Source organism: Ignavibacteriales bacterium (assembly GCA_015709675.1).
Taxonomy (GTDB): domain Bacteria; phylum Bacteroidota; class Ignavibacteria; order Ignavibacteriales; family Ignavibacteriaceae; genus H2-BAC3.
The window spans coordinates 3,558,946-3,581,571 of sequence record CP054182.1; the positions used below are offsets into that span (position 1 = coordinate 3,558,946).

The 22,626-nt window shown below is 44.9% G+C and carries 15 protein-coding genes; 5 read left to right on the top strand and 10 right to left on the bottom strand.

The window, feature by feature from the left end; all coding sequences use genetic code 11:
- Positions 1-4: 4 nt before the first annotated feature.
- The 6 genes from nuoH to HRU80_14075 form a co-directional block, all read right to left on the bottom strand.
- Positions 5-1,030, bottom strand: coding sequence for an NADH-quinone oxidoreductase subunit NuoH (gene nuoH, locus HRU80_14050; protein QOJ29929.1), 1,026 nt, complete (start codon positions 1,028-1,030; stop codon positions 5-7).
- Positions 1,031-1,043: 13 nt separating this feature from the next.
- The gene (locus HRU80_14055) at positions 1,044-2,720 is read right to left on the bottom strand and encodes a (2Fe-2S)-binding protein (GenBank protein QOJ29930.1); all 1,677 of its coding nucleotides are present in this window, start codon (positions 2,718-2,720) and stop codon (positions 1,044-1,046) included.
- A gap of 22 nt (positions 2,721-2,742) precedes the next feature.
- Entirely contained in the window at positions 2,743-3,990 is a 1,248-nt protein-coding gene (locus tag HRU80_14060; protein QOJ29931.1) for an insulinase family protein, read from the bottom strand.
- Positions 3,991-4,502: 512 nt separating this feature from the next.
- The gene (locus HRU80_14065) at positions 4,503-5,849 is read right to left on the bottom strand and encodes a hypothetical protein (GenBank protein ID QOJ29932.1); all 1,347 of its coding nucleotides are present in this window, start codon (positions 5,847-5,849) and stop codon (positions 4,503-4,505) included.
- A gap of 495 nt (positions 5,850-6,344) precedes the next feature.
- Entirely contained in the window at positions 6,345-8,351 is a 2,007-nt protein-coding gene (locus tag HRU80_14070; GenBank protein QOJ29933.1) for a PQQ-dependent sugar dehydrogenase, read from the bottom strand.
- Positions 8,352-8,388: 37 nt separating this feature from the next.
- Positions 8,389-12,369: an alpha-amylase gene (locus HRU80_14075; GenBank protein ID QOJ29934.1), complete on the bottom strand. Its 3,981-nt coding sequence runs from the start codon at positions 12,367-12,369 to the stop codon at positions 8,389-8,391.
- A gap of 308 nt (positions 12,370-12,677) precedes the next feature.
- Here HRU80_14075 and HRU80_14080 point away from each other — a divergent pair, with 308 nt between their 5' ends.
- A complete protein-coding gene (locus tag HRU80_14080; GenBank protein QOJ29935.1) occupies positions 12,678-13,436 on the top strand; it encodes a hypothetical protein in 759 nt (252 codons plus the stop codon).
- Positions 13,437-13,940: 504 nt separating this feature from the next.
- Here the strand turns inward: HRU80_14080 and HRU80_14085 are convergent.
- From HRU80_14085 to HRU80_14100, 4 genes are all read right to left on the bottom strand, one after another.
- On the bottom strand, positions 13,941-15,122 hold the full coding sequence (locus tag HRU80_14085) for a hypothetical protein (protein ID QOJ29936.1): 1,182 nt from the start codon (positions 15,120-15,122) through the stop codon (positions 13,941-13,943).
- Between the two features lie 15 nt (positions 15,123-15,137).
- Positions 15,138-16,058: an aminopeptidase gene (locus tag HRU80_14090; protein QOJ30563.1), complete on the bottom strand. Its 921-nt coding sequence runs from the start codon at positions 16,056-16,058 to the stop codon at positions 15,138-15,140.
- Between the two features lie 125 nt (positions 16,059-16,183).
- Positions 16,184-17,305, bottom strand: a complete 1,122-nt coding sequence (locus HRU80_14095) for a carboxylate-amine ligase (protein QOJ29937.1) — start codon at positions 17,303-17,305, stop codon at positions 16,184-16,186.
- 33 nt (positions 17,306-17,338) lie between these two features.
- Positions 17,339-18,280: a hypothetical protein gene (locus tag HRU80_14100; protein QOJ29938.1), complete on the bottom strand. Its 942-nt coding sequence runs from the start codon at positions 18,278-18,280 to the stop codon at positions 17,339-17,341.
- 234 nt (positions 18,281-18,514) lie between these two features.
- Here HRU80_14100 and HRU80_14105 point away from each other — a divergent pair, with 234 nt between their 5' ends.
- The 4 genes from HRU80_14105 (at position 18,515) to HRU80_14120 (ending at position 22,626) form a co-directional block, all read left to right on the top strand.
- Positions 18,515-19,843 (top strand): phosphoenolpyruvate kinase, encoded by a 1,329-nt coding sequence (locus HRU80_14105; protein QOJ29939.1) that lies wholly within the window; start codon positions 18,515-18,517, stop codon positions 19,841-19,843.
- 241 nt (positions 19,844-20,084) lie between these two features.
- Positions 20,085-20,564 (top strand): CheW domain-containing protein, encoded by a 480-nt coding sequence (locus HRU80_14110; protein ID QOJ29940.1) that lies wholly within the window; start codon positions 20,085-20,087, stop codon positions 20,562-20,564.
- Complete coding sequence (locus tag HRU80_14115) at positions 20,565-22,124, top strand: hypothetical protein (protein ID QOJ29941.1); 1,560 nt, start codon at positions 20,565-20,567, stop codon at positions 22,122-22,124.
- Positions 22,108-22,626, top strand: a complete 519-nt coding sequence (locus HRU80_14120; protein ID QOJ29942.1) for a purine-binding chemotaxis protein CheW — start codon at positions 22,108-22,110, stop codon at positions 22,624-22,626. The genes HRU80_14115 and HRU80_14120 overlap by 17 nt, the downstream gene beginning before the upstream one ends.

Genomic DNA, 22,626 nt, shown 5'->3' on the forward strand with positions numbered 1-22,626 from the left:
TGGTCTAATTCATAATCATTGCAAGAATAGCCGCCCACACCAGGTTAAGCAGCGAGAGAGGGAACATCACTTTCCATCCTAAGTCCATCAGCTGGTCATATCTGAATCTCGGAATGCTCCAGCGAACCCAGATAAAGAAGAAGAGCAGAGCTCCGATTTTAACAAAGAATGCTGCTATCTGAATGCCTGTCTGCACTCCCGTTGATAGTCCGAGCGTCTCTATATACGGCACCTGCCATCCGCCAAGATAGAGCATAACAATCATTGCTGCTGCAATAATCATGTTTGCATACTCAGCCAGGAAGAAGCCCGCAAATTTCATGCTGCTGTATTCGGTGTGATATCCTCCGACCAGTTCCGGCTCTGCCTCAGGCAGGTCAAACGGAAGGCGGTTGGTTTCAGCAAATGCCGCGGTTACAAAAGTGAGGAATCCGATCGGCTGGAGAATTGCGTTCCACATCCATCCGCTCTGCGAAGCAATAATATCAGCCGGACGAAGCGACTCAGCAAAAATGAGCACGCCGGCTACAGAGAAGCCCATGGAGATTTCATACGAAATCATCTGCGCTGAAGAACGCACACCGCCAAGCAGCGAATATTTACTTCCTGATGACCAGCCGGAAAACGTGATCGCGTATACACCGAGTGAAGTTAACGCAAGGACTAAAAGAACGCCTGAATTAACATCCACAACAGCAAGATTAATGGTTCTGCCAAAGAGTTCAACCGGCGGCCCAATAGGTATCACTGCATAGGTGGTAAACGCCACAAAAAGCGCAAGCATCGGCGCCAGGGTGTGCAGCGGCTTATTTGCGGCAGTGGGAACGATATCTTCCTTAAAAAGAAGCTTGAATACATCAGCAAAGGGCTGAAAAATACCGGCCGGACCTACCCGGTTCGGACCGATACGGTTCTGCGCCCATGCGCTTATCTTTCTTTCGAAATATACCGAGTATGATACCGTAAGCAGCATCAGTGTAACGATTATCAGAATTTTTACCAGAGGAATAAGAATCAGATCTATAAGCATATATACTTACTCCTTACGCTTTCACTTTAACGGAGACTTCAAGCTGAACGCCCTGCTCTCCGATTTTTTCGTAATCAAGCTTTTTGAATGCGTCAATGGATTTGCCCATATCAATCAGCACATCTTCAGCAGTGTTATATTTCATTTTATTGCCGAATGCTGTTGAGAGGCCTGCAAAAATTTTCCAGACCGGACGGGCATCCAGTTTGACACTCTTGCCCCAGCGGTCGAGCTCAGTGCCGAATTTATCAAGGCGGCTCTGCGCAAGATTATCAAGGGTTCTGTCTGCCTCAAGCGTAGTGACGGCAGGACGGATTCTCTGAATCCTTCCCTGGAAATTCACCCAGGTGCCGTTCTTCTCAGCATACGCAGCTGACGGGAAAATAATGTTGGCAAGCGCGGTAGTGCGGTTGTGATGGGTTGAAACAGCAATAAGCACATCGAGTTTTGCAAGAGCGGTTTCCATTTCAGGACTCATTGCAGCCAGATTTTCATCAACCACGATGAGCGCCTTAATGGTGCCTTTTTTAACCCCTTCAAGAATTGCATCGCGGTTAAGGCCTCCTGCAGCGGGCTGAACACCGGCAAGCTCTGTTCCGAGCGCGTTTGGTGATTTATCCTCGCGGATCAGCAGATCATCACCTGAACCCGGAATCACATGCGGTATATAATCTATATGCTTTGTTGAAAGAACGCTCTTTGCAAACTTTGCCAGCATAAAGTTATCTTCGCAGGTTGAAGAAGCAGAAGCAATAACAGCAATCTCATCTTTATTAAAATGCTTCAGTTCGCCTGCAGCATTTGCATACGCTTCATCCCAGCTTACTTTTACATCCTGCCCCTCGCGCTTCATATATACGCCGTTAACGCGTTCGGCTGAGTGAACCTGTTTGAACGTTTCAAGACGGCCGTGGTCACACATCCAGTAGCTGTTTACCGCGTCATTCTGGCGCGGGGTTAAACGCAGGATTTCATTATTCCTAACCCACATCTCGGTATTGCAACCTCTTGCGCAGCCGGAGCAGATGGTCTTGGTTGCTGACATATCCCACACGCGCGCCTTAAAGCGGAAGTCACGGTTTGTGAGAGCGCCAACCGGGCAAATATCTGTCACGTTAAGTGAATAAGCATTGTCAAACTCTTTGCCGGGGAAGGTAACGATGGTAACACGGTCACCGCGCTGAACAAAGGTAAGCTCGCCGGTTTTGGTAATTTCATCAGCAAAACGGATGCAGCGGCTGCATGATATACAGCGCTCGCCGTCAAACATCACATTCGGTCCAAGCGGTACGCGCTTATCCTTATGCTGTTTTTCTTCAGTGAATCTGCTCTCACCTACACTATGCTGGTAAGCGTAGTCCTGCAGTTTGCACTCTCCGGCTTCGTCACAGATGGGGCAGTCAAGCGGATGATTAATAAGCAAAAACTCCATAACCGCGTTACGGGCTGAAAGAGTTTTCTCTGACTGGGAGTGTACAACCATTCCTTCTGAGGCGATAGTGGAGCAGGCGATTGCCAGCTTTGGCATCTTTTCGATTTCAACCAAACAGACACGGCAGTTACCGGAAACCGAAAGAGATGGATGCCAGCAGAAGTGCGGTATATCCACTCCCACTTTCTTTGCCGCTTCGATGATGGTTTCACCGGGCTGAAATTCTACTTCATTTCCATCTAATGTAAATTTTGGCATAGAGACCTTTAGTTCTTTTTTGCTAAGCTGCCAGTATTTTAACTTTGGCAGGTGTAATAGTTAAACTGAATAATTTTTCCGGGTTGAGTATCTCCCGTGCAACTTCGAGCAGTTCCGCTTCAGTAATTGAAGCGATCCGCTCCAGGGTTTCATCAATGGGAATTACCCTGTTAAAATAAAGCATGGAAGTGGCCTGACCAATCTGACGGTTGGTGATATTTTCCAGACCGAGCAGAATGGTTCCCTTCATATACTCTTTAATCCGCTTCAGCTCTTTTGCGGGAAGCGGTTCATTTACAATTTTTTCGAATTCTTTATAAATTTTTTCTTTTGCTCTTTCAAGATTCTTAGCTCCGGTCGAAAAGAATACCCCGAAGCAGGATGTATCATAATAGGTATTCATAAATGTGCTGATCTGATAGGCGATGCCCATCTTTTCGCGCACTGCCTGAAAAAGCCGCGAACTGGTGCCGTCACCAAGCAGATAGGAAAGCAGATTAAGCACTATCCTTTTTTCACTGTCAAACCCGTAGGATGGAGCCCCGAGTATGCAGTATATCTGGTTCGTATTTTTTTCAATATTTTCGACCTTTGCCGGTATAGGGCTGAAAAGCTCCAATTTTTTTCTGGCCTGTGAACCGCTGCGGTTAAGGTATTTTAATGCCAGTTCGCAAATCTGCTGATGATGCACATTGCCTGAGACCGAAATGAGCAGTTCTGACTCCAGAAAATTCTTCTGATAATAAGCCCGGACTGTTTCTGCGTTAAAAGCGCTCACCGTGGCTTCGCTCCCCAGAATAGGGTGTGCAAGAGAGTGCCTGCCGTAAATCAGCTCTTCAAATTTGTCAAAGATCAGTTCTTCAGGATTATCCTCCAGATCCCGGATTTCATCCAGTACCACTCCGGCTTCCTTTCGGATGTCAGATTCCTTAAACCGGGGGAACTGTACCATATCAGCCATCACCTGAAAAGTGCGGCTAAGGTTTTCAGTTAGTCCCCTGCCATAAACGGAGATATTTTCCTTGGTTGTGAAAGCGTTCAGGTAACCGCCGGATGACTCCACAATGTCCGAGATTTTTTTTGAGGTATAATGATCAGTACCCTTAAACAGCATGTGCTCAATAAAGTGCGAAATGCCGTTCATTTCGGGGGTCTCGTCCCGGGTACCGGTTGCAAACCAGAAACCGAGCGAAAAAGAGCGGACATAAGGGATATTTTCGGTTATCACCGTAATATTCCCCGGAAGTTTAGTGGTTTGAACCTGTGTCAAAAATCTCGGGTGTAACTGATAGAATTTTTCAGTTTGAAATATATTGATTTCAGGGCAGTCTGACAAACCAGAGAGGGGGGATTTTCGGGGGAAATTGAGGGGAAATGACCGAAAAATGCCGCTTGTCTGAATTGTTGCCAGCAGGGTTTTCAACAATGTAGGTCAGCTTCTTTACACGAGGCCGGGGGGAAAGGAGTTTAATCTCTTGAGTAACTTAGCGTTGAACTTTGGAAACTTTGCGTTTAACTGATACTTTGCGCCTTGGCGTCTTTGCGTGATCATGGGAGTCAAAGGTCTAAAATTTTGCGTTCCTTAGCGTTTAACTGCGTTTTCCGCCGCGGCGGATTGCGTTAAAAAAGGGAAACAAAAAAGCCCCGGCAACGAACCAGGGCTTTCTTTAATTAAAAATTAAGAATGAAGAATTAATAATGCAAATAAGAATAATTATTCATTATTCATTTTTAATTCTTCATTATTTAAGCATTGTCATCTTCCTCGTAATACTCTGCTCCTTACCTTCGCCCTATTGCGATGTATGCCTTTCTGTTGTTATAGCCAACTGCCACTATTGTGTTTTTATAGATTTTGCACTTGTAAAAACTGCCATTTTGAAATCCCATTTCATCAATGAAGTTTTTCCATTTTAAACCATTAAAGTGAACTATTTCGGTAAATGATCCGCTCACTACTACATCATTAAAGTCTTGAGCATCTACAGATTCGCTGTAATATCTTGCAATTGAGCCAGTTGGAAACTTTATCCAAGACTCTTTTTGATTAAAAATATCCGATTTAGTGAATATTCCATCACCAACCACATAATATTTTAATCCATTTATACTCGCAATATCATCCGCTCCGGATCTTAAACCACCAATACTAAGTTCGGCTACCTTATCCTGTTCACTTACATGATAAATTTTCGGGCTAACCGTCTGATAAGCTAATGAAGCAATCCCGAAGATATCTGTACGCTTATGTCGTAAATTGTTGACAATTGTCATATCCTGAATCCTCAGATCGGTATCTCTGGTAAAATCTTTCCAGACTTTACCTTCCCTTTTCAGTAATGTACCTCTGCTTCCATAAACATATAAACTGCTATCGTTTTTTAACGAAATCCCAAATATTTCTCCAACTAATATTCCAGCAACACTACAATCAATTTGAACGTCATTCCCATTATAAACTCCTAAAAAATTTCCATTGGTAAAGTATATTTTCTGCCCTGATCTGGTAGCGCCAGCGTTTAGGTAAGCAGATTGAGCCGGTTCACAATCTGAAAAAGTGTTAAATCTTTTCTGTTCCCATTCTTGTCCATTCCAGTGAACAGCGTTAAAGAGATTGTACGAATAAACTGAAGAGTCCTCAAATTTAATTTCTCCAAAAGCCCAAATATTATTCTCGTCAATTATCTCCACATCATATAAAGTGCTGGTACCTACCTCCCCGAAAGACCAGGTTTGCCAGGTAAAGTTCTGGCTGGTTTCTTTTAGTGTTGTTATCTGAGCTTGGTTGGAACCTTTGACAGCTTCATCTTTTTCGTTGAGAATAAATGTCTGAAAGGATAATGACTGTTCTGGTTGGAAGCCACTTAGCAAAAGAAGAGTGTCGTTTTTTGCCTTTATGATTGTTTTAATTTTAACACCATTTTGCCGAATTTCAACATTTGCCGGCTGGATAAGATTGCTGAACTTAAGTTCAAGCCACACTTCGGTGCAGGAGGCATCTAATGCTTCAATAGTAATTTCCGTCTGCCCATACGGGCTGGCTGGCTCTGAGCAGGAGTATGCGGTGAGGGCAAAAAGCGAGAGTGCTGCCCAGAAGAGTAGTTGATTTAGTATCCTATTTCGTGCCATAGGTCCGCCCTAATAAATTGAGTAAAAAAAATTTCAGGTGCACGAACAAAAGTTTTAGCCCGTGGTGTTTAGAATTGACACGGACATAAAAATTCAATCAAGTCAAACTTATGAAAAACTGAGGGAAATCAGTAATAGAAAGTATATTCCCTTAAGCACCAAACACTTTTCATCCCAAATGAATTCTCACCTGAGGAGTAATCAATAAATCAATCGCTGACTTACAGAAACATAATAATTTTTGTCAAAAAAAAACACAGTATTTAGGATAATTTTTAGCGCCCTATCTTTTTTTGAGCGAAAGCAGAATATCAGGAACTGATTCAAAAACCTTGTTTTTAGAGCAAAATCAAATGTTTTTGCTCAATTCTGCGTAAAACAGTAAAAGGACATCAGAGTTAAACAAAAAGCCCTGGCTGCAAACCAGGGCTTTTTTTTAGTTAAAAGTTCAGAGTGAAAAGTGAAAATTCACAATTCACCATTCACAATTCACAATTATTTAAGATAAACAATTTTCTTCGTTTCACTCAGCATCACACCTTCAGAAGACACTGCTTTAACACGAAGATAATATATACCCGCGGCAAAAGCGGAGGCATCCCACTGCATCTCATGTCCACCCGGCGGCAGTTCGCCCATTCTTACGACAGAAGCTTCCCGCCCAAGAAGGTCAGTTATCATAACTGTTACCTCAGCCATGACTGGAATTGCAAATCGTACCGTGGTGGATGGGTTAAACGGGTTCGGATAATTCTGTACCATTATATATTGTTTATCATCAGATTCAAGCAGTACAGATACTTCACCGCTCAGGGAGGATGTTCCGTCATAGTCAATTTGCTTCAGGCGGTAATAAACCGCACCGGCAAAATTTCCAAGATCATCATTAAAGCTGTAGCTTTGCGCCTCAGCCGTGCTCCCCGCACCGCTTTGGAACCCAACAGCCAGCCAGCCGGTATTGTGGTAACCGCTCTGCCTTCTCTGGATTTCAAACCCCCGGTTATTTGTTTCCGAAGCAGTGCTCCATGTAAGCGTAATTGCTGAACCATGAGCCGCTGCGGTAAATGAGACCAGTTCAACCGGAACGGGGGCAGAACTGCTCACCGTGTTGCTGTAGCCGGATGTTCCTGACGCGTTAATGCCCCGCACACGGTAGTAATAGCGCGATGTATCGGCAATAGTGCCGTCCGTATATACGGTTACATTGGCATCGGTTGTATCAACCGGCACAAATTCACTTCCCGCGGTTTTTCTTTCGATAACATATCCTGTCTCGTTGCCTGCGTTATCCCTCCAGGAGAGTCCTATCTGACCAAAGCTGCTTCCGGTTACCACAAGGCGGGTTGGCGCAATTACGGGGGCAGTTGGAGTAAATTTCCAGATTTTACCGCCGCTCAGATCACATATATACAGCTCTCCGTAACGGTCAACGCCAAATGAAGAGAGACTTCTTCCTGAGCTGAGAATGACATTCTGGTTAACCGCAGGTCCGGAGCCATCATAGGTAATTGCCCAGATATGTTTTGTGCCATAGTCACCGTATATATATTTGCCGTAAAGACCGGGCTGGTTCGGTCCGCGATAAACATATCCGCCGGTTACAGAATATCCCTGAGTGCGCGGGTACTCCCATATCGGTAGTATTTTTCCTGAAGTATCACATCCGGTTGAGGGTGAGTAGCAGAGAGTGCCCTCCATAGTTTTCCAGCCGTAGTTACCGCCATTTACGATAATGTCAATCTCCTCCCGCGCTGACTGCCCCACATCAGCGCACCAGAGCCATCCGGTTACCGGATCAAATGCCATACGCCATGGGTTGCGCATTCCATACGCATATATCTCTTTGGTCTTGCCGGTGTTGTCATTTGCAAAAGGATTGGTCGGAGGAATAGCATAATTGAGTGATCCGTTCGTATTGTCAACATCAATTCTTAAAATTTTGCCAAGCATGGTTGAGAGGTTTTGCGCGTACCCCTGAGGGTCGCCTCCAGAACCGCCGTCACCGGTTGCTATATATAAATAACCGTCAGGACCAAAAGCAAGCTGCCCGCCGTTGTGATTTGAATAGGGCTGATTGAAGGTAAGCAGCTGAAGTTCGCTGCTTTTATCGGCTGAATCAGGATTGGATGCGCTGACCTTAAACCGTGAGACCACCGTCCTTCTCTGCGGAGTGTTGGTGGTATAGTTCACATAGAAATAACCGTTCTGCATATAGTCTGGATGAAACGCAAGCCCGAGCAGCCCCATCTCACCTCCGGAGGTTACCCGGTCAGTGATATTAAGAAATTGTTTTGCAGATGGCGCAGTTTTTTCGTTCGGGAATACATAGATGATCCCTGATTGCGCAACAACGAAAATCCGGTCACTCTCATCATCCGGTATGCTTTGCAGGTCAACCGGTGAGGTAATCGTGATATTAGGGAATGCCTGCTCAAGTGCGTATTGAGGCAGGAGCAATGAGGTAAACAGCATAAAGCTGAAAACCAGAAGCGTCTTCTTCATGTAAGAGAGCCCTCTCTTTTATGGGTTACGGTTTATATTATGATTTCTTTTTCTTCTCAGAACTCTTTTTCCCCTTCTTTTCCGAAGAGGATTTTTTCTCTTTTTTCTTTTCCTTCTTTTTTCCGGAATCAGATTTCTTTTCTTTTTTTGCCTTTTTCTCTGATTTCTTTTTTTCCGGCTTCTCTTTTTTCTTAACATCGGCTGATTTTTCCTCAGCCAGAGATTTTTTCTCACCCGCGGCTTTTTTCACTTTTGAAGGTTTTTTCTTTTCCTCCTTTGCAACTTCCCCTGCCGGCTCAGCTCTTTTTGCTGTTGATTTTCTTGCTGCGGGTTTTTTTGCCGCAACAGGGGCAGATTGTTTAACCAGAACTTTTTCGCGGAACAGGTCAAAGTTAAAACCGCTCTCTCCGGCAGTGCCAAGTAGTGCGGATATATAGTCAATCATCTGCAGCGTGGATTCAGTGAAATCTTTCGACTTCATAAATTTAGCGGTTGTCTCCTTTGGTGAGACATCAGCCCTCAGCCATTCTATTCTGCGCAGATGTTCAATCGTAAACATCCATTTGAGCAGAAGTTCAAACCGCTCCTTGCTGAAATAGACAACCCCCTGCCAGGTATTAAAGTTCAGAAATTCCCTTATCTCCGGTCTGATCATCAGTTCCAGGAGCAGAACACGGTCCTGCATCGATGAAATATATATCTTTCCTGCCGCGGTGCCTGATTTAATCAGACGGCTGTAACGGGGGAAGATACTCTGTGCTGTTGAAAAGATCCGGAGCAGTTCAAATTCATCTTTAATCACCCGGTAATTATCCGAGAGGCGGATGAAGTTCTGCCAGAGGGGTTTAGCCAGAATAAGCAGATCATAAAGCGCTCCGGCATTGCGGCCTGACTCTTTTTCCTGGAAAACCAGCAGCAGGCGCCGCGTAATGGTATATATCAGCAGCAGGTCATAATACCCGGCACCTGACTCAAGCCGGATGGTATAGTCCTGCAGTTGAACATTCCTCATACCCAGTTTCTCTGACGGAATGATAGTAAAACGGTACTCCTTCAGGCGGTAGAGATCATCAGCCACCTGCCCGATTACCGCTTCCTGCTGAACCGGCTTATTCAGGAAGAGGGAAAGCTCACGCACAACAGGAGTAAGGAGCCGTTCAGCTTTTTCAGGCAGAGTATATGCGGTATCAGGTTCCGCGGTGAGCGAGTCCTGCAGAACGGCAATCACTTCCCTGGTGAAGAGATTATTCACGGCGGTATGCAGCGGCATCAGTTCCATTTCACGCATAGCGGTTTCAATGGAGGGAACACCGCTTCCGTTAAGCATCGCGGCAAGACGGCGGTATTTGCCGTTAACATCCCGGACTTCAGTAAAGTTCAGCAGTACTTTATACTCGTATCCGTTCAGCCGGAAGTGCATTCCTCCTGAAACAATCTCCGCCGCGGATGTTATATACTCAAGCCCGGAGCGGGATTCATAATAGATATAGTAGATATCAGGCTGGGAATTAATCTTAAGTGCTGAGGCAACCGGCAGCGATCTGAACTCCGCGGTCTCATCCTCATGTTTATCTCCAGTCACTTTTCCGGATGAATGATTGATATATCCTTTTACGGCAGCGTAAGAGTTATTGTAAACAACAACCGTTCTCTCGCTTCCCCTTCCGTTTGAAAACGCAATGACGCTTTCTTCCGGTTCATCCTCTTCATTTAGGAAATCATACAACTCAAAATTTTCAACTTCGGCAAAGAGAGCCCGTTTCTTAAGCAGAGGAAAGATTTCCCGTTCATGACGGCGCACCAGATATTCATCCGCCTGTTCATTATAGTAAGCGCGGGAGTACTCCATCCCGTATTTTTCTGTGAAACCCTCAATCTGACCGTGGGCGAACATCGGCAGTCCGGGCAGTGTTGCCATCATTACCAGCACACCGAAGTATTTATCACCTTTACCAAACTGATTAACCGCTGTTTCCTCATCAGGATTGCTCATGAAGTTTACATAGCGTTTCAGGATTTCCGGATTAAACTCAAGCGTGTTTTTTATCAGCAGGCGGTATTTGTCATTCTCCTCTTTCATGAACATATGCATGAAAGCACTGTTATAGACGCGGTGCATACCAAGCGTACGGACGAAGTATCCCTCCATCAGCCAGAATGCCTCGGCAAGCAGCAGCGTATTCGGCATCTCTGCATTCATCCGGTCAACCACTTCGCGCCAGAATTCATTCGGCATTGCCTGATTAAACATATCCGGTGACATTGCATATTCAGCACGGGAGGGAACCGCTCCCCCGCTTCCCGGCTGAGGGAACCATAAGCGTGAATAGTGCTTCTTGGCAAGAGTCATTGCCGCATCAAACCGGATAACAGGGGTCATCCGCGCTACATGCATGATATTCTGTATAAGGGCCTCACGCACCTCAGGCAGCAGCAGATTTAGCTGTGCCGTATCGTTCCATGGCATATTGGTGCCGTCATTGCCATGATATATATAGCGGGTGAGCCCGGTGGCGTTTTCAATCACCTGAAAGACTACCGCTGCATCCTGACGGGTATAATATTTATCTTCTATCCTGATTTGCATGGCAGGATTTTCTGAAAGATCAGGCCCGGTGAATGAGTACGATGGATACGGAGGGGAAACCCGCTGAATAAAATATTCAGGATGCTTAAGTACCCAGTCGGAATATATACCGGTATGATTCGGCACCATATCGCTCGCGAGTCTGATTCCGCGCGCGGCGCACCGCTGCTTAAACTGATTAAATGCTTCCTCGCCGCCTACTGCCTGGGCGATTTCATAACTGTAGAGTGAGTACGCGGAAGATGTTGCGTCGGGATTGCCGCAAAACTGCTTAATTTTTTTTGAAGCAGTTGAACGCTCCCATATTCCTATGAACCAGAGCGTATTAATGTTCCATGCAGCAAGCTGGTCAATTTCCTGATCGGGTATCTGGTCAAGCCGGTTTATTTCCCTCACATATTTCTTGCTCAGCTGATCAAGCCATACCAGGGTATTCTTTGCGATCATCACCACATTAGGCATCCAGTCCAGATCTTCGGTGAACTGCTCAGTCTCCTGCATATAGGAGAAACTTATATCATCAATCGAGAACTTTTTCTGCAGTGCAGCCCATTCTTCCGGAGTGAGCTTTCCTCCTCCGGCTTTCATCATTGCTTTCAGTTCTTCAAGATACTCCTGCAGGGCTTTGCTGTATTCCGGAACTGGCGGCGTACCCACTCCTCCATGTGAGATGAAGAGTTTCGCGTCTTCTCTGATCAGGTCAGAGCCGCTGAGCAATTTGAATACCAGCAAGTCACTCAGCACCACTCTCCACTTGAATGATATATAATTCAACTGGGCAAGAATATCCGCAGGATTCTCAAGAATCGGTTTCCTGAGCGCTTTAAGCAGAGGAAGATTTTCTATGCTTGCGGGTTTTTCACTGTCAAAAAACTGTTCTGTTTCCTTCAGGAATGTTTCATAGACCGGAATTTCTTTAAGCGGTGCATCATCAAAAAGTTCACTCAGCGCATTAAATCCGGGGTTTTCATTTTCAAGGTAAAGCAGCAGGATTTCTTCGAGGATGATTTCCCTGTTCGGCTTACCGGCCGTTGAACCTGCAAGATACTCCTCCGGTGTAACTTCATTCAGATAAACCGGAAGAGGAGGGAAGTGTTCGATGAATTTTTGGAATATCAGCCCGGCATTTTCCTGAAGTTTGTCTTCAAGATATTTCACTCCCCGCTCAAAAACCCCGGGGTTCTCGTTTTCCTCATACTTTCTTATGACCAGGTGCAGCACCTCATGAAAAAGGCCCGCGGTGTTAATAAGTCCCGGAGTAACAAAAGTACCCGGTTTCCCGAGTTTATTAATCCGGTCGGAAAGTTCACGGGCAGCAGTAAAGTCGGCAATTATCAGATTTCCGGTAACGGAAAAGAGAGTTGATTCAAACCCGAATTTCTCACGGGAGTCTTTCGAGACATGAAGATTAAAGGTTGTCAGGTGAAACATCTGAAGTCAGTTATCGGTTAATTTCAAAAACCGGCATGGGCCGGATTATGTTAACGAATTGAATAGTTACTGTCTAAATATAAGAAAATTACAGGTACTGAAGGGGTACCCTCTTTTGACATTGAAAAAAGAATGGCACAATTTCCCCGAAGTCCCGCGGGCGGCATTATATTTGGGCAGTCAATTTACAATTTCTGTCAGAAACCAACCTTTCCATGAAACTAATTTTATTAGCTGCATTGTCATTTTTATTTTGGGGTAAACTCTCTGCCCAGTGTTCAGACGCCGGAGTATGCTCGGTTCACAAAATGTCTGATATAAAAAAGAAGCAATCGGTGTATTCAGCCGGCTACTCGTACGGACAGAGCGGAGATGCCAATAATCTGAATTTTCACACATTCCATATTGGTGCCGAAGGGTACCTTCTTACCGACACAAGATACTCCGTGATTATTCCGATACATGGCATAACCGGTTCGCTGGGTTCAGTTCAGGGACTCGGAGATATTCTCGGCATCATCACCATCCGTCAGCCAAAGCAGAATTTTTCTTTCAGTGCAGGAGTGCGGCTTGCAACGGGTAATGACAACAAAGCAGGCCTCCCCCAGGCATATCAGCCTGGTACCGGAACGACCGACCTGCTTCTGGGAATCGGATATTATTACGAAAAATTTCTCTTCGCCGCCGGGTACCAGAAAAGCAGCGGAAGAAGTAAAAACACCCTTACAGAACTTAAGCGCGGCGATGATCTGATGCTGAGAATGACGTATTCAAGTGAGTATGATGAAGACAGGGATTATGCGATATCTCTTCTTTATATTAATCGTCTCACCGAAATGAGCGTGGTCTCTTATACATTACCGTCTACATTTTCAGGAAAGACCTATGTTGCGGTAAACGGAAGCAATCAGAAGCAGTTAAACCTTCTGCTGCAGGCAGGGTGGAAACTTGATGATCACACCAAGATGGTTATTGAGGGAGCATTCCCTTTCTTTAAAAGACCCGTCAATATAGACGGGCTTTCAAGGACTTTTACCATCGGGCTTGGGGCATATTTTAATTATTGAGCTGCGGGGAGAGTGGATATATCCCCGGTAATAGTTTAATTCTGACTGATCGCTTATATCATATAGCCTCAGCGGCATAAGGCAAACAGCCCCCAAGGGGCGATATATTAATAACAATCCCAATAAAACAAAAAAGCCCCGCAGGGGCGATATATATTGACGGAAATTGGCAAATAGGAGGTCACCAGCGCTGCGGGTTCAGCATATCGGGTTTTCATCGGATTGTCTATTAAACGGTTACCCGCGCTGCGGGTTCAGAGATATTGAGGCCGTATCGGATTATCTATAATCAGACCACCTGCTCTGCGGGTTCAACATATCGGGGTTTTCATCGGACTGTCTATTAACCGGTTACCCAGCCTTCGGGTTAAGGGATGTCCTGCTCCCCACTCCCGGTTTTAGACTTTTAACTTTTCTCTTTTAACTTTTAACTAACAGGTCATCCTTGCTGCATACAATGAGACGACAAATCCATCTGCGTTTAGAAAACGGATAATCAGCAGCTCACACCACCGGATGAAAAGCGCAGCTTGACCCGACCCAGGTCTTATTTTTGTTAAAATCAACACCCATCATGGCGCCTTTGCTGGTACGTACGAGATTATTCACCAGCAGCGGTTCATTATCCCACAGATACATCATCCGTATTTCCACCCGGGAAAATCCGTCCGGTGTGTCAATCAGCGGTGCATATTCAATCTTTTCCTGCAGTATATAATTACTTCGGTCGGTAATGCTGTCAAGCCGTGCCTTGTCAAAATTCATTTCAACCCCCAGTCCCGCAAACGAATAGAGCGGCTTCAAAATATATTGCGACAGATCATCCGGATATGACTGCATTTCGCTCAAAAATGATGATGCCGGAACATACTTTGACTTCAGGAAGGGCAGCGTATTCTTGCTGATCTTAAAAAACCAGTTTGGATGCCCTACCCACGTTACATCCATTTCATCAACAAAGCGGAAACCGTAATCGGGACCCTTTCTTTTCAGCTCATCATAAATTACACGGTTGTATATCCGTTCAACCGGAATTTCCCGCCCGTTCTTTTCATAAAAAAGTTTCCGTCCCTGTTTTTTAACCTTTGTAATGCATACGGTTGAGATTCCGGTGAGTTCTTCCGTTGCCGCGAAATCAATCCGGGTCTTCTGTTTATCAGGTTCAATCTCAAGCAGGATTACATTCTCCGGATCAGCATCGCCCACAATGATATGTTTCAGATGAGATATATATGCATCATCGTCAAAACCGGAAAAGTAGGGAGTCAATTCATCCGGTATGTTAAAATGCCTCCTGATTACGAGAGGAAGATAATACTGGAACGCGTAGAGCGAAGGAAAACCCTGCAATTCAATCAGCTTGGGTATAAAGTTACCCTGAGAGTCCTTTGTGATCGCAAAATCAATCTGCAAAAACTTGGGATGGCTGTCCTGATTCGGAACCGCAAGCCCCTCCGGTATTGCGTTCCTGCTATATATCTCAAACTCAGGAGTCCGGAGCTGAGAAATAATATCATTACAGGCAGTTACCAGTTCACGGGTCAGGGTTTCCGACAGGAAAAGGGGTGTTTCACAGACACGGAAATCACACGGATACCTGAGAATGGAATTCAGGTCATTATTAAATGCTTCGTATGCACTTTCAGTGAATTCGCTGTTATATTTCTTCCGTAATTCCGTGACCATTCTGAGGATTTCCTTTTAGATTAAAAATCTGCCTTTTTCCATGACCTTTTCATCATCAAGCCAGATGTCAAAGTCACGGCCAACACAGTCAATATGGGTTGTTGATACCCAGTCAGCGCCGGTATGCTGTGCATAGGGATGACCAAAAGCGATGTGTATACCGGGGATTTTTTCATCCTGAAGGATATTTCCGATTACCCGGGTTACCGCCAGATTAGTGCCAATGGCAAACTCACCAACGCGGTTGCTGTTTTCATCCGTCATGGTATATGCGGTAAATTCTTCAAGAAGTTCCTGATTATCGCATTCCATCCTGGTAATGCGGCTGTCACTGATATGAATAGTCAGAGGAGTTTCTTTCAGGTCACCATACTTTTTGCAGAGATAATCTCCCACAACACCATCAACCACAAAAACGCCATTAACATTAAACGGTGAAGTGAATATCTCACCACCGGGCAAATTGCCCCATTTGTCGGTATTGATGATGCCGCTGGTTTTAATCCATTTCAGTTTTGGTGAAAACTCGGCAATAATATCAGTACCGGCTGCAGTTTTGCAGGTGATAAATTTTGCTTTGCGGGCTTTTTCAATCAGTCTGGTGCTCATGTCATCCACCAGATTGAAATCGGCACGCATTCCCTGCTTCATGATCTCCTTGGTTATATTCACCATGTGACCGTGGCGGAGTTTATACTTATTCACCACATCAGTCATCTGAATCCGGGAGCCCAGTTCCCCTGTCTGTGTGAAGCAGGCATATATACTCACCTGCGATTTTGCCAGATCCTCAAGTATCTCCTTCGGCATATCGGTCATCGGACGCGCAACATAATCCTCAAGCACGAATGTGTGGCACTCAGCACCGATTTTTTCAACTTCCGCGACAATGCTGGCGGCAATTTCAACTGATTCCTCATCAGTGATAATGGTCATTCTCTCTTCCGGTTTCAGTTTCAGGCAGACGTTTACGGCGTTATAAGCGCCGGGAGTCAGTTCGCTGTCAAAGGAGATCGCTTTTATATCTTTCACCAAATTGTAACCTTGTTCTGTTATATAAATTATTTCGTTAAATCAAGCCCGACATGGGTTTCTTCAATAATGAAGTCCACTACCCGCTTCAGGTCATAGGACTGCTCCCAAATCCGGAGCTGACGGTCGGCGCCTGTTCCGGCTTTTACCATTTCCTGTATATAGTTGATTTCTTTTCTGCTTCCGAGATCATCAACCACTTCATCAATAAACTCAAGCAGTTCATCAATCAGGCTTGCCGTCGGAACTTCTTCCTTCTTTCCAAAATCAATCAGCTTGCCTGATATACCGTAACGGCATGCTCTCCACTTGTTTTCGGCAATCAGGGCTCTTCTGTATAACCTGAAGCCAAGATTCTGCTTAAGCAGTTTATGAAGTTTCGCGACCAGGGCCTGCATTACCGCTGCCAGCGCAATCGTTTCATCAACCCGCATCGGCACATCGCATACGCGGAACTCAAGCGTGCTGTAAAAAGGATGCATCCGTATATCCCACCAGATTTTTTTAGCGTTATCTATACAGCCGGTTTTAATCAGGAGGTTAATATAATTATCATATTCTGACACACTGCCAAAGTAATCCGGAATTCCGGTTCTCGGAAAGCGGTCAAATACTTTTGAGCGGTAAGACTTGAAGCCGGTATTTCTGCCAAGCCAAAAAGGAGAGTTTGTTGAAAGAGCGAATATATGCGGCAGAAAGTAACGTGCAGCATTCATGATGTGAATCGCTGCGTCACGGTCATCAATACCCACATGCACATGAAGACCAAAGATGAGATTGGCACGCGCGACCTGCTGCATATCATCAACCACCTGCTTATAACGCGGATGTTCGGTTATGCGCTGATCTTTCCAATGGGAGAACGGGTGCGTGCCGGCAGCAGCAATTCTCAGATTATTTTTTATTGCCAGTTTTGCAAGTTCGGTACGCAGTTTCACTACTTCCCTTCTTGCCTCATCCACATTCATGCAGACTTCAGTTCCCATTTCAACTACGGACTGATGCATTTCCGGCTTAACCTGTTCCTTCAGTATCATCTTGCCGTCTTCAAGAATCTGCTCAATGTGTGAACGCAATTCACGCGTTACCGGATCAACGATCTGAACCTCTTCTTCTATTCCGATAGAGAAAAGATTATCTTTCTCACTCATAAACCACTACTTTCCTGATGCTGATATATATTACTACTTTACGCTTTTCTTAACAAACTCGCCCCAGGTGCAGTTATTCTGACCCGGTTTATGATTCTGCGCGCGGCGTATTGCCATATTGGCGGCAGCTTCCACAATCCATTCAAAATTTTCTTCGCCGACTGAATTCACATCCGCATCCGGTGCCGGATTGCAAAAATCAATCGCGTAAGGAATCCCGTTCTTTACGGCAAGTTCTACCGTATTAAAATCATAACCGAGTGCCTTGTTCAGTTTCAGGACGTAGTCCTTAAGTGTATCCAGCAGCTTTTTGGTTTTAGGCTGTGCATTGCGGACATATCTCAGATGATGCGGCTGTTTGGGGTCATACTGCATCAGGTGCACATCCTGACGGTCAATGCAGTAGCAGCGGAAGTAATCCTCAAATACAATCTCTTCCTGAAGCATCATCACTAACTGGCCTGTTTCATTATACGCGGTGAAGAACTCGTCCTTGTTTTCAAGGCGATAAACATTCTTCCATCCTCCACCGGCGAATGGCTTAAAGAAAGCCGGGAACCCTACATAATTGAATATTCCTTCCCAATCCATCGGAAAGGCCAGATTACGGAATGAATTTGAATTAGTATCCGGCGGATGCTGATTGGAAGGCAGTATTACGGTTTTGGGAACCGGAACACCCACCTGCTCGGCAAGGGCATTATTAAAAAACTTATCATCAGCCGTCCACCAGAATGGGTTATTGATAACAGCAGTACCGGTAATTGCGGCATTCTTAAGCATTGCCCGGTAAAACGGCACATCCTGAGAAATTCTGTCTATTATAACATCATAGCCCTGAGGGGTGTATTGCATAACTTTGTCAATCTTGACAAATTCTGCAGTAATTCCATCAACTTTCTTTGCATTGATACGTTCAACGAGCGCTGGCGGAAATGTGTTTTCCTGTCCAAACAAAATGCCGATTTTTTTCATGGGACTTCCGGTTTAGTTAATTACTGTGTACGCTGATTTATTTCGAAAAAGGAATGATTTACACGCTTTATCACACATTTTTCGGCCAAAAATTACTATTTTTAAGTACTTTTGGTAAAAATGTTGAATCCGGCCTTCTCAATCCGGATTTTTCGTAAACTGAAAATAAATATACAAGTACATCAGGCTCTTTTGCAAGATTCATTTTTACGGGTTTCATGAGGTTAAATTTTTATGAAAGATTCATTGCTCAATACAGAACATATTAATACAATTAATTCACTCGCTCTGGATGATGAGATAAAGCTCCGTTTCTCAGATATCCGGTATCCGATACACACTTTTTACGGGGGAGCTAATCTCTTCAAAAGGGATTCGTTTGACAAAATTAAGCGGGTAGCTCAGGGTATTTTTAACGATTACTGCGAGGAATCTGAAAAGTTTTATTCAATATTTAACAGGCCGGAAGCACCGGTAAGCAAAACTACTGCCGAGAAGGTCTATCATAAGATTCACAGAAAGATCGAGGAAGAGCCGGTTGAGGATTACCGCATTGATTTTGAGGACGGTTACGGCTACCGCTCAGACGAGGAAGAAGATGAGCATGCTATCTCCGCTGCAACTGAAACCGCTGAGATATTCAGGCATGGGGCGCTTCCTTCGATTTTTGGAATCAGAATTAAACCGATCGCTCCGGGTACCGCACAACGCGCGGTAAGGACTTTGGAACTTTACCTGACAACATTACTGAAACTGACGGATAATAAACTTCCCGGCGCTTTTGTGGTTACTCTTCCAAAGGTTACCCGTCCTGAACAGCTTTCCGTGCTGAATGACATTCTTCACAAACTGGAGATGAGAAACCATCTGCCCAAAAACTCCATACTCACCGAAGTAATGATTGAAACACCCGAAGCCATTGCGGAAAAATATATGGCCAAAATCGTCCAGGTTGGCGGAAACCGGCTTCTCGGAGGACATCTCGGGGTTTACGATCTGAATTCTTCATTCGGAGTGAGTGCATCATTCCAGGAAATGCAACATCCGAGTTGTGATTATGCCCGGGTCCTAATGAAAATCATTCTCGGCCGTTCTGGTATCCGTTGCGTTGACGGTGTTACCAACGTCATGCCTGTGGCGCCTCATAAGGCAACCCTCTCCGCTCCGCTTCCGGTTCACCTTCTTGAAGAAAATGTTGCAACTGTTACCGCCGGGTGGCAAAAAGCATACTCAGATATCCGCCATTCGCTGCGGATGGGATTCTATCAGGGGTGGGATCTGCATCCCGCGCAGATTATCTCGCGGCTCGCGGCGGTTTATATTTTCTTCCTGAATGAGTACCCTCTTGCAGCCAAAAGGATAAAACAGTTTCTTAAAAACTCCGCCCTGCCCTCTGTTCACAAAGGAATATTTGATGACGCGGCATCCGGTTACGGCCTGCTCCTCTTTTTCAGGTATGGCTTTGAGTGCAAAGCTTTTGATGAAAATGATCTGGCCGGAGCAGGACTGACCAGGGAGAATCTTTACGCAAAGCACTTTTCAGACATCACTTCCTCACATTGAGCGAAGACCCTGGTGGTTTTAGGTTAGTGCTCCGGCTGAGGGATGAATTATCAATTTTAACCGCGAAGAAGTTTTTTTGCGGGTTCAGGCAGGTTTCTCTTACGGCGAATCTGCTATATTAGTTTTAGAAGAATATTAATTTTTCAGTGATAAACAATTTTTCAAATACCAGACGGTACGGCAGTTTCCGGCCAGGAGAATAATACATGACCTGCACCAGAAATATGAGGAACAGCCAGAAATGATGCAGGGTGAAATAAAATTTGTCCTCATGTTCCGGCTTGATCAGCATCTTTTCGGTTTTAATATCGAGGATACCATCCGTGTTATCCGGGCTGTCGAGATAAAGAGTTTTCCTACCGACAATCAGCTCATTCAGGGTGTGATTATCGTGGAGGAAGAAATCATTCCTGTGTTCAACCTGAGGAAAAAACTGATGCTCCCGGTCAGGGACCTTTCCCCCGATGACTTTATTATTCTTTTCCGGCTGCACAACGGCAAGGGAGCTGTAGTGGTGGATTACGTCAGTGGTGCGGAGTATGTTTTTAGAGATGAAAACACCGGTAATTTGCGTGATACCGATGAAATGATTCTATTTAAGTCTCTTTCCATGCAGGATGAAAATCTGATGTTCATCCCTGAACCGTCAAAATTCATGCACAGTTCTGATTATATCAACCTCCTTTCAGAGTTAAAATTTTTCAAAGAGGGAAACGGGTAATTGCAGATTATCAGCGAAGAACGCTTCCCGCGAATAAAGAATTATCTCCACAGAAATCTCGGGCTCTACTATCCGGATGACAGGAAGCAGGACCTCGAACGCGCGATGATCAGCGTCTATATTGAAGCAGGCTTTGATAATGTTAATGACTTCATTGATAGTCTGAAAGATCATGAGGAATCACCTGAGACTATTATGCTTCTTGCAAAATATCTCACCATTGGTGAGACCTACTTTTTCAGAGAGCCAAAGGTATTTAATTTTCTGAGAGATACAGTCATTCCCGGTATTATCGCTAAAAAGAAAAGCGGGCGCAAACAGCTCCGGATCTGGAGTGCCGGCTGCTGCACCGGTGAGGAGGCCTATTCAGTGGCTATTCTGCTTCATGAAACTGTACCCGACCTTCCCTCCTGGAATGTCACCATCCTCGGTACTGACATTAATCCGGAATTTCTTATGAAAGCAGCAACTGCCACGTACCGCGCATGGTCATTCCGGAATGAACACAGCGAAATAATGAAGAAATATTTTACCAAGAATGAACGGGGGGAGTTTAAGGTCTCCCCTTCAATCAGGAGCTTTGTTCAGTGGAATACCCTCAATCTTATTGCAGATCAGTTCCCTTCAAATCTCAATAATACCGACAGGATGGACATAATCTTCTGCCGTAATGTGCTGATATACTTTAGCGATGAGGGAAGGCAGAAAATTATATCAAAGTTTTATGACTCACTGAACGAGGGAGGATATCTTATCCTCAGTCTTACAGAAGTAGCACATCAGCCTGACAGGCGGTTTCAGCAGATTCGCGGTGATGATGTTATCATTTTCAGAAAAGGAAGCGGGGATATCTCTGCTTCTGCCTCCGAGACACCGGGTGTAACATCCATATCTGAGTATATAAAAAAAGAAATTCCTTCGGCTGTAACAGAAGAAGAACAGCTTACCGTAACCGTCCTTAAAAAAAATGCCGGAATGTATCCCGGAATCCAACCTCAGGAACTGCAGCAAAAACGGCCGCGGCTGCTCGATTTTTATATCCTGGAACAGTCATTTCTGAAAGCGGATTTTAACGGTGTGATATCTAAAACCGAAGAGCATGAATTAAATTCCGATCTCCTCTCCCCCTATACTTCAGAGGAGAAGGAAAGGATATTTATCTATTACAGTAAATCACTTGCAAATACCGGAAGTCTTGCAAAAGCAAAAGAAACAGCCGCTAAGGGAGCAGATTTGCTTCCGGAAAGTTTCCGCCTGAATTATCTTGCAGGGCATCTCCTGGCATCTTCAGGTTTGCCCAGAGAGGCATTTACCTATTATACAAAGGCGCTTTTCTTATCCCCCGGATATCCGGCGGCGCTTTTCGGGCTGGCATCCGTTTACCGGCAGCTTGGTGAAAATGATGAATATATAAGCCAGCTGAACAAACTTCTGAAGATAGCTTCAAATATCCCTTCGGAGAGGACCATAGAAGAAATGGACGGCATTAATGCTTCCGGTTTAGTCCGGCTTATTACTTCAATCCTTCAGTCTCAGAGAGCAAATGAATTCACCAGATAAAAACAAACAGATACTCAGAGACCGCGCCCGGGCTATCGCTCAAAAACCTCCTGTACAGGAAAAAGGGGAAACCCTTACCGTTCTTGAGTTTGTGCTTTCTTACGAAACCTACGCAATTGAAACCGCGTATATTCGTGAGGTTGTGCCGCTTAGAGAGATCATCCCGCTGCCGGGACTTCCTGATTTTGTTCTCGGGCTTATTAATATCAGAGGAGAGATTCTCTCCATCCTCGATATTAAAAAATTCTTCCAGCTTCCGGGGCAGCAGTTAAGCGATCTCAATAAAGTAATGATACTTACCAACGGCAGGCTTACCTTCGGAGTGCTTGCTGATAAAGTAAACGGCATTAAGGAAGTGGAGATGAACGATATCTTCAACACGGTTATAAACTTCCGTGATAAACGCGACGAGTATCTTCACGGCATCACTTCATCAAGAATTATACTTCTTGACGGCAAGAAATTATTTAACGATAAAAAAATTATTATACATCAGGATTAG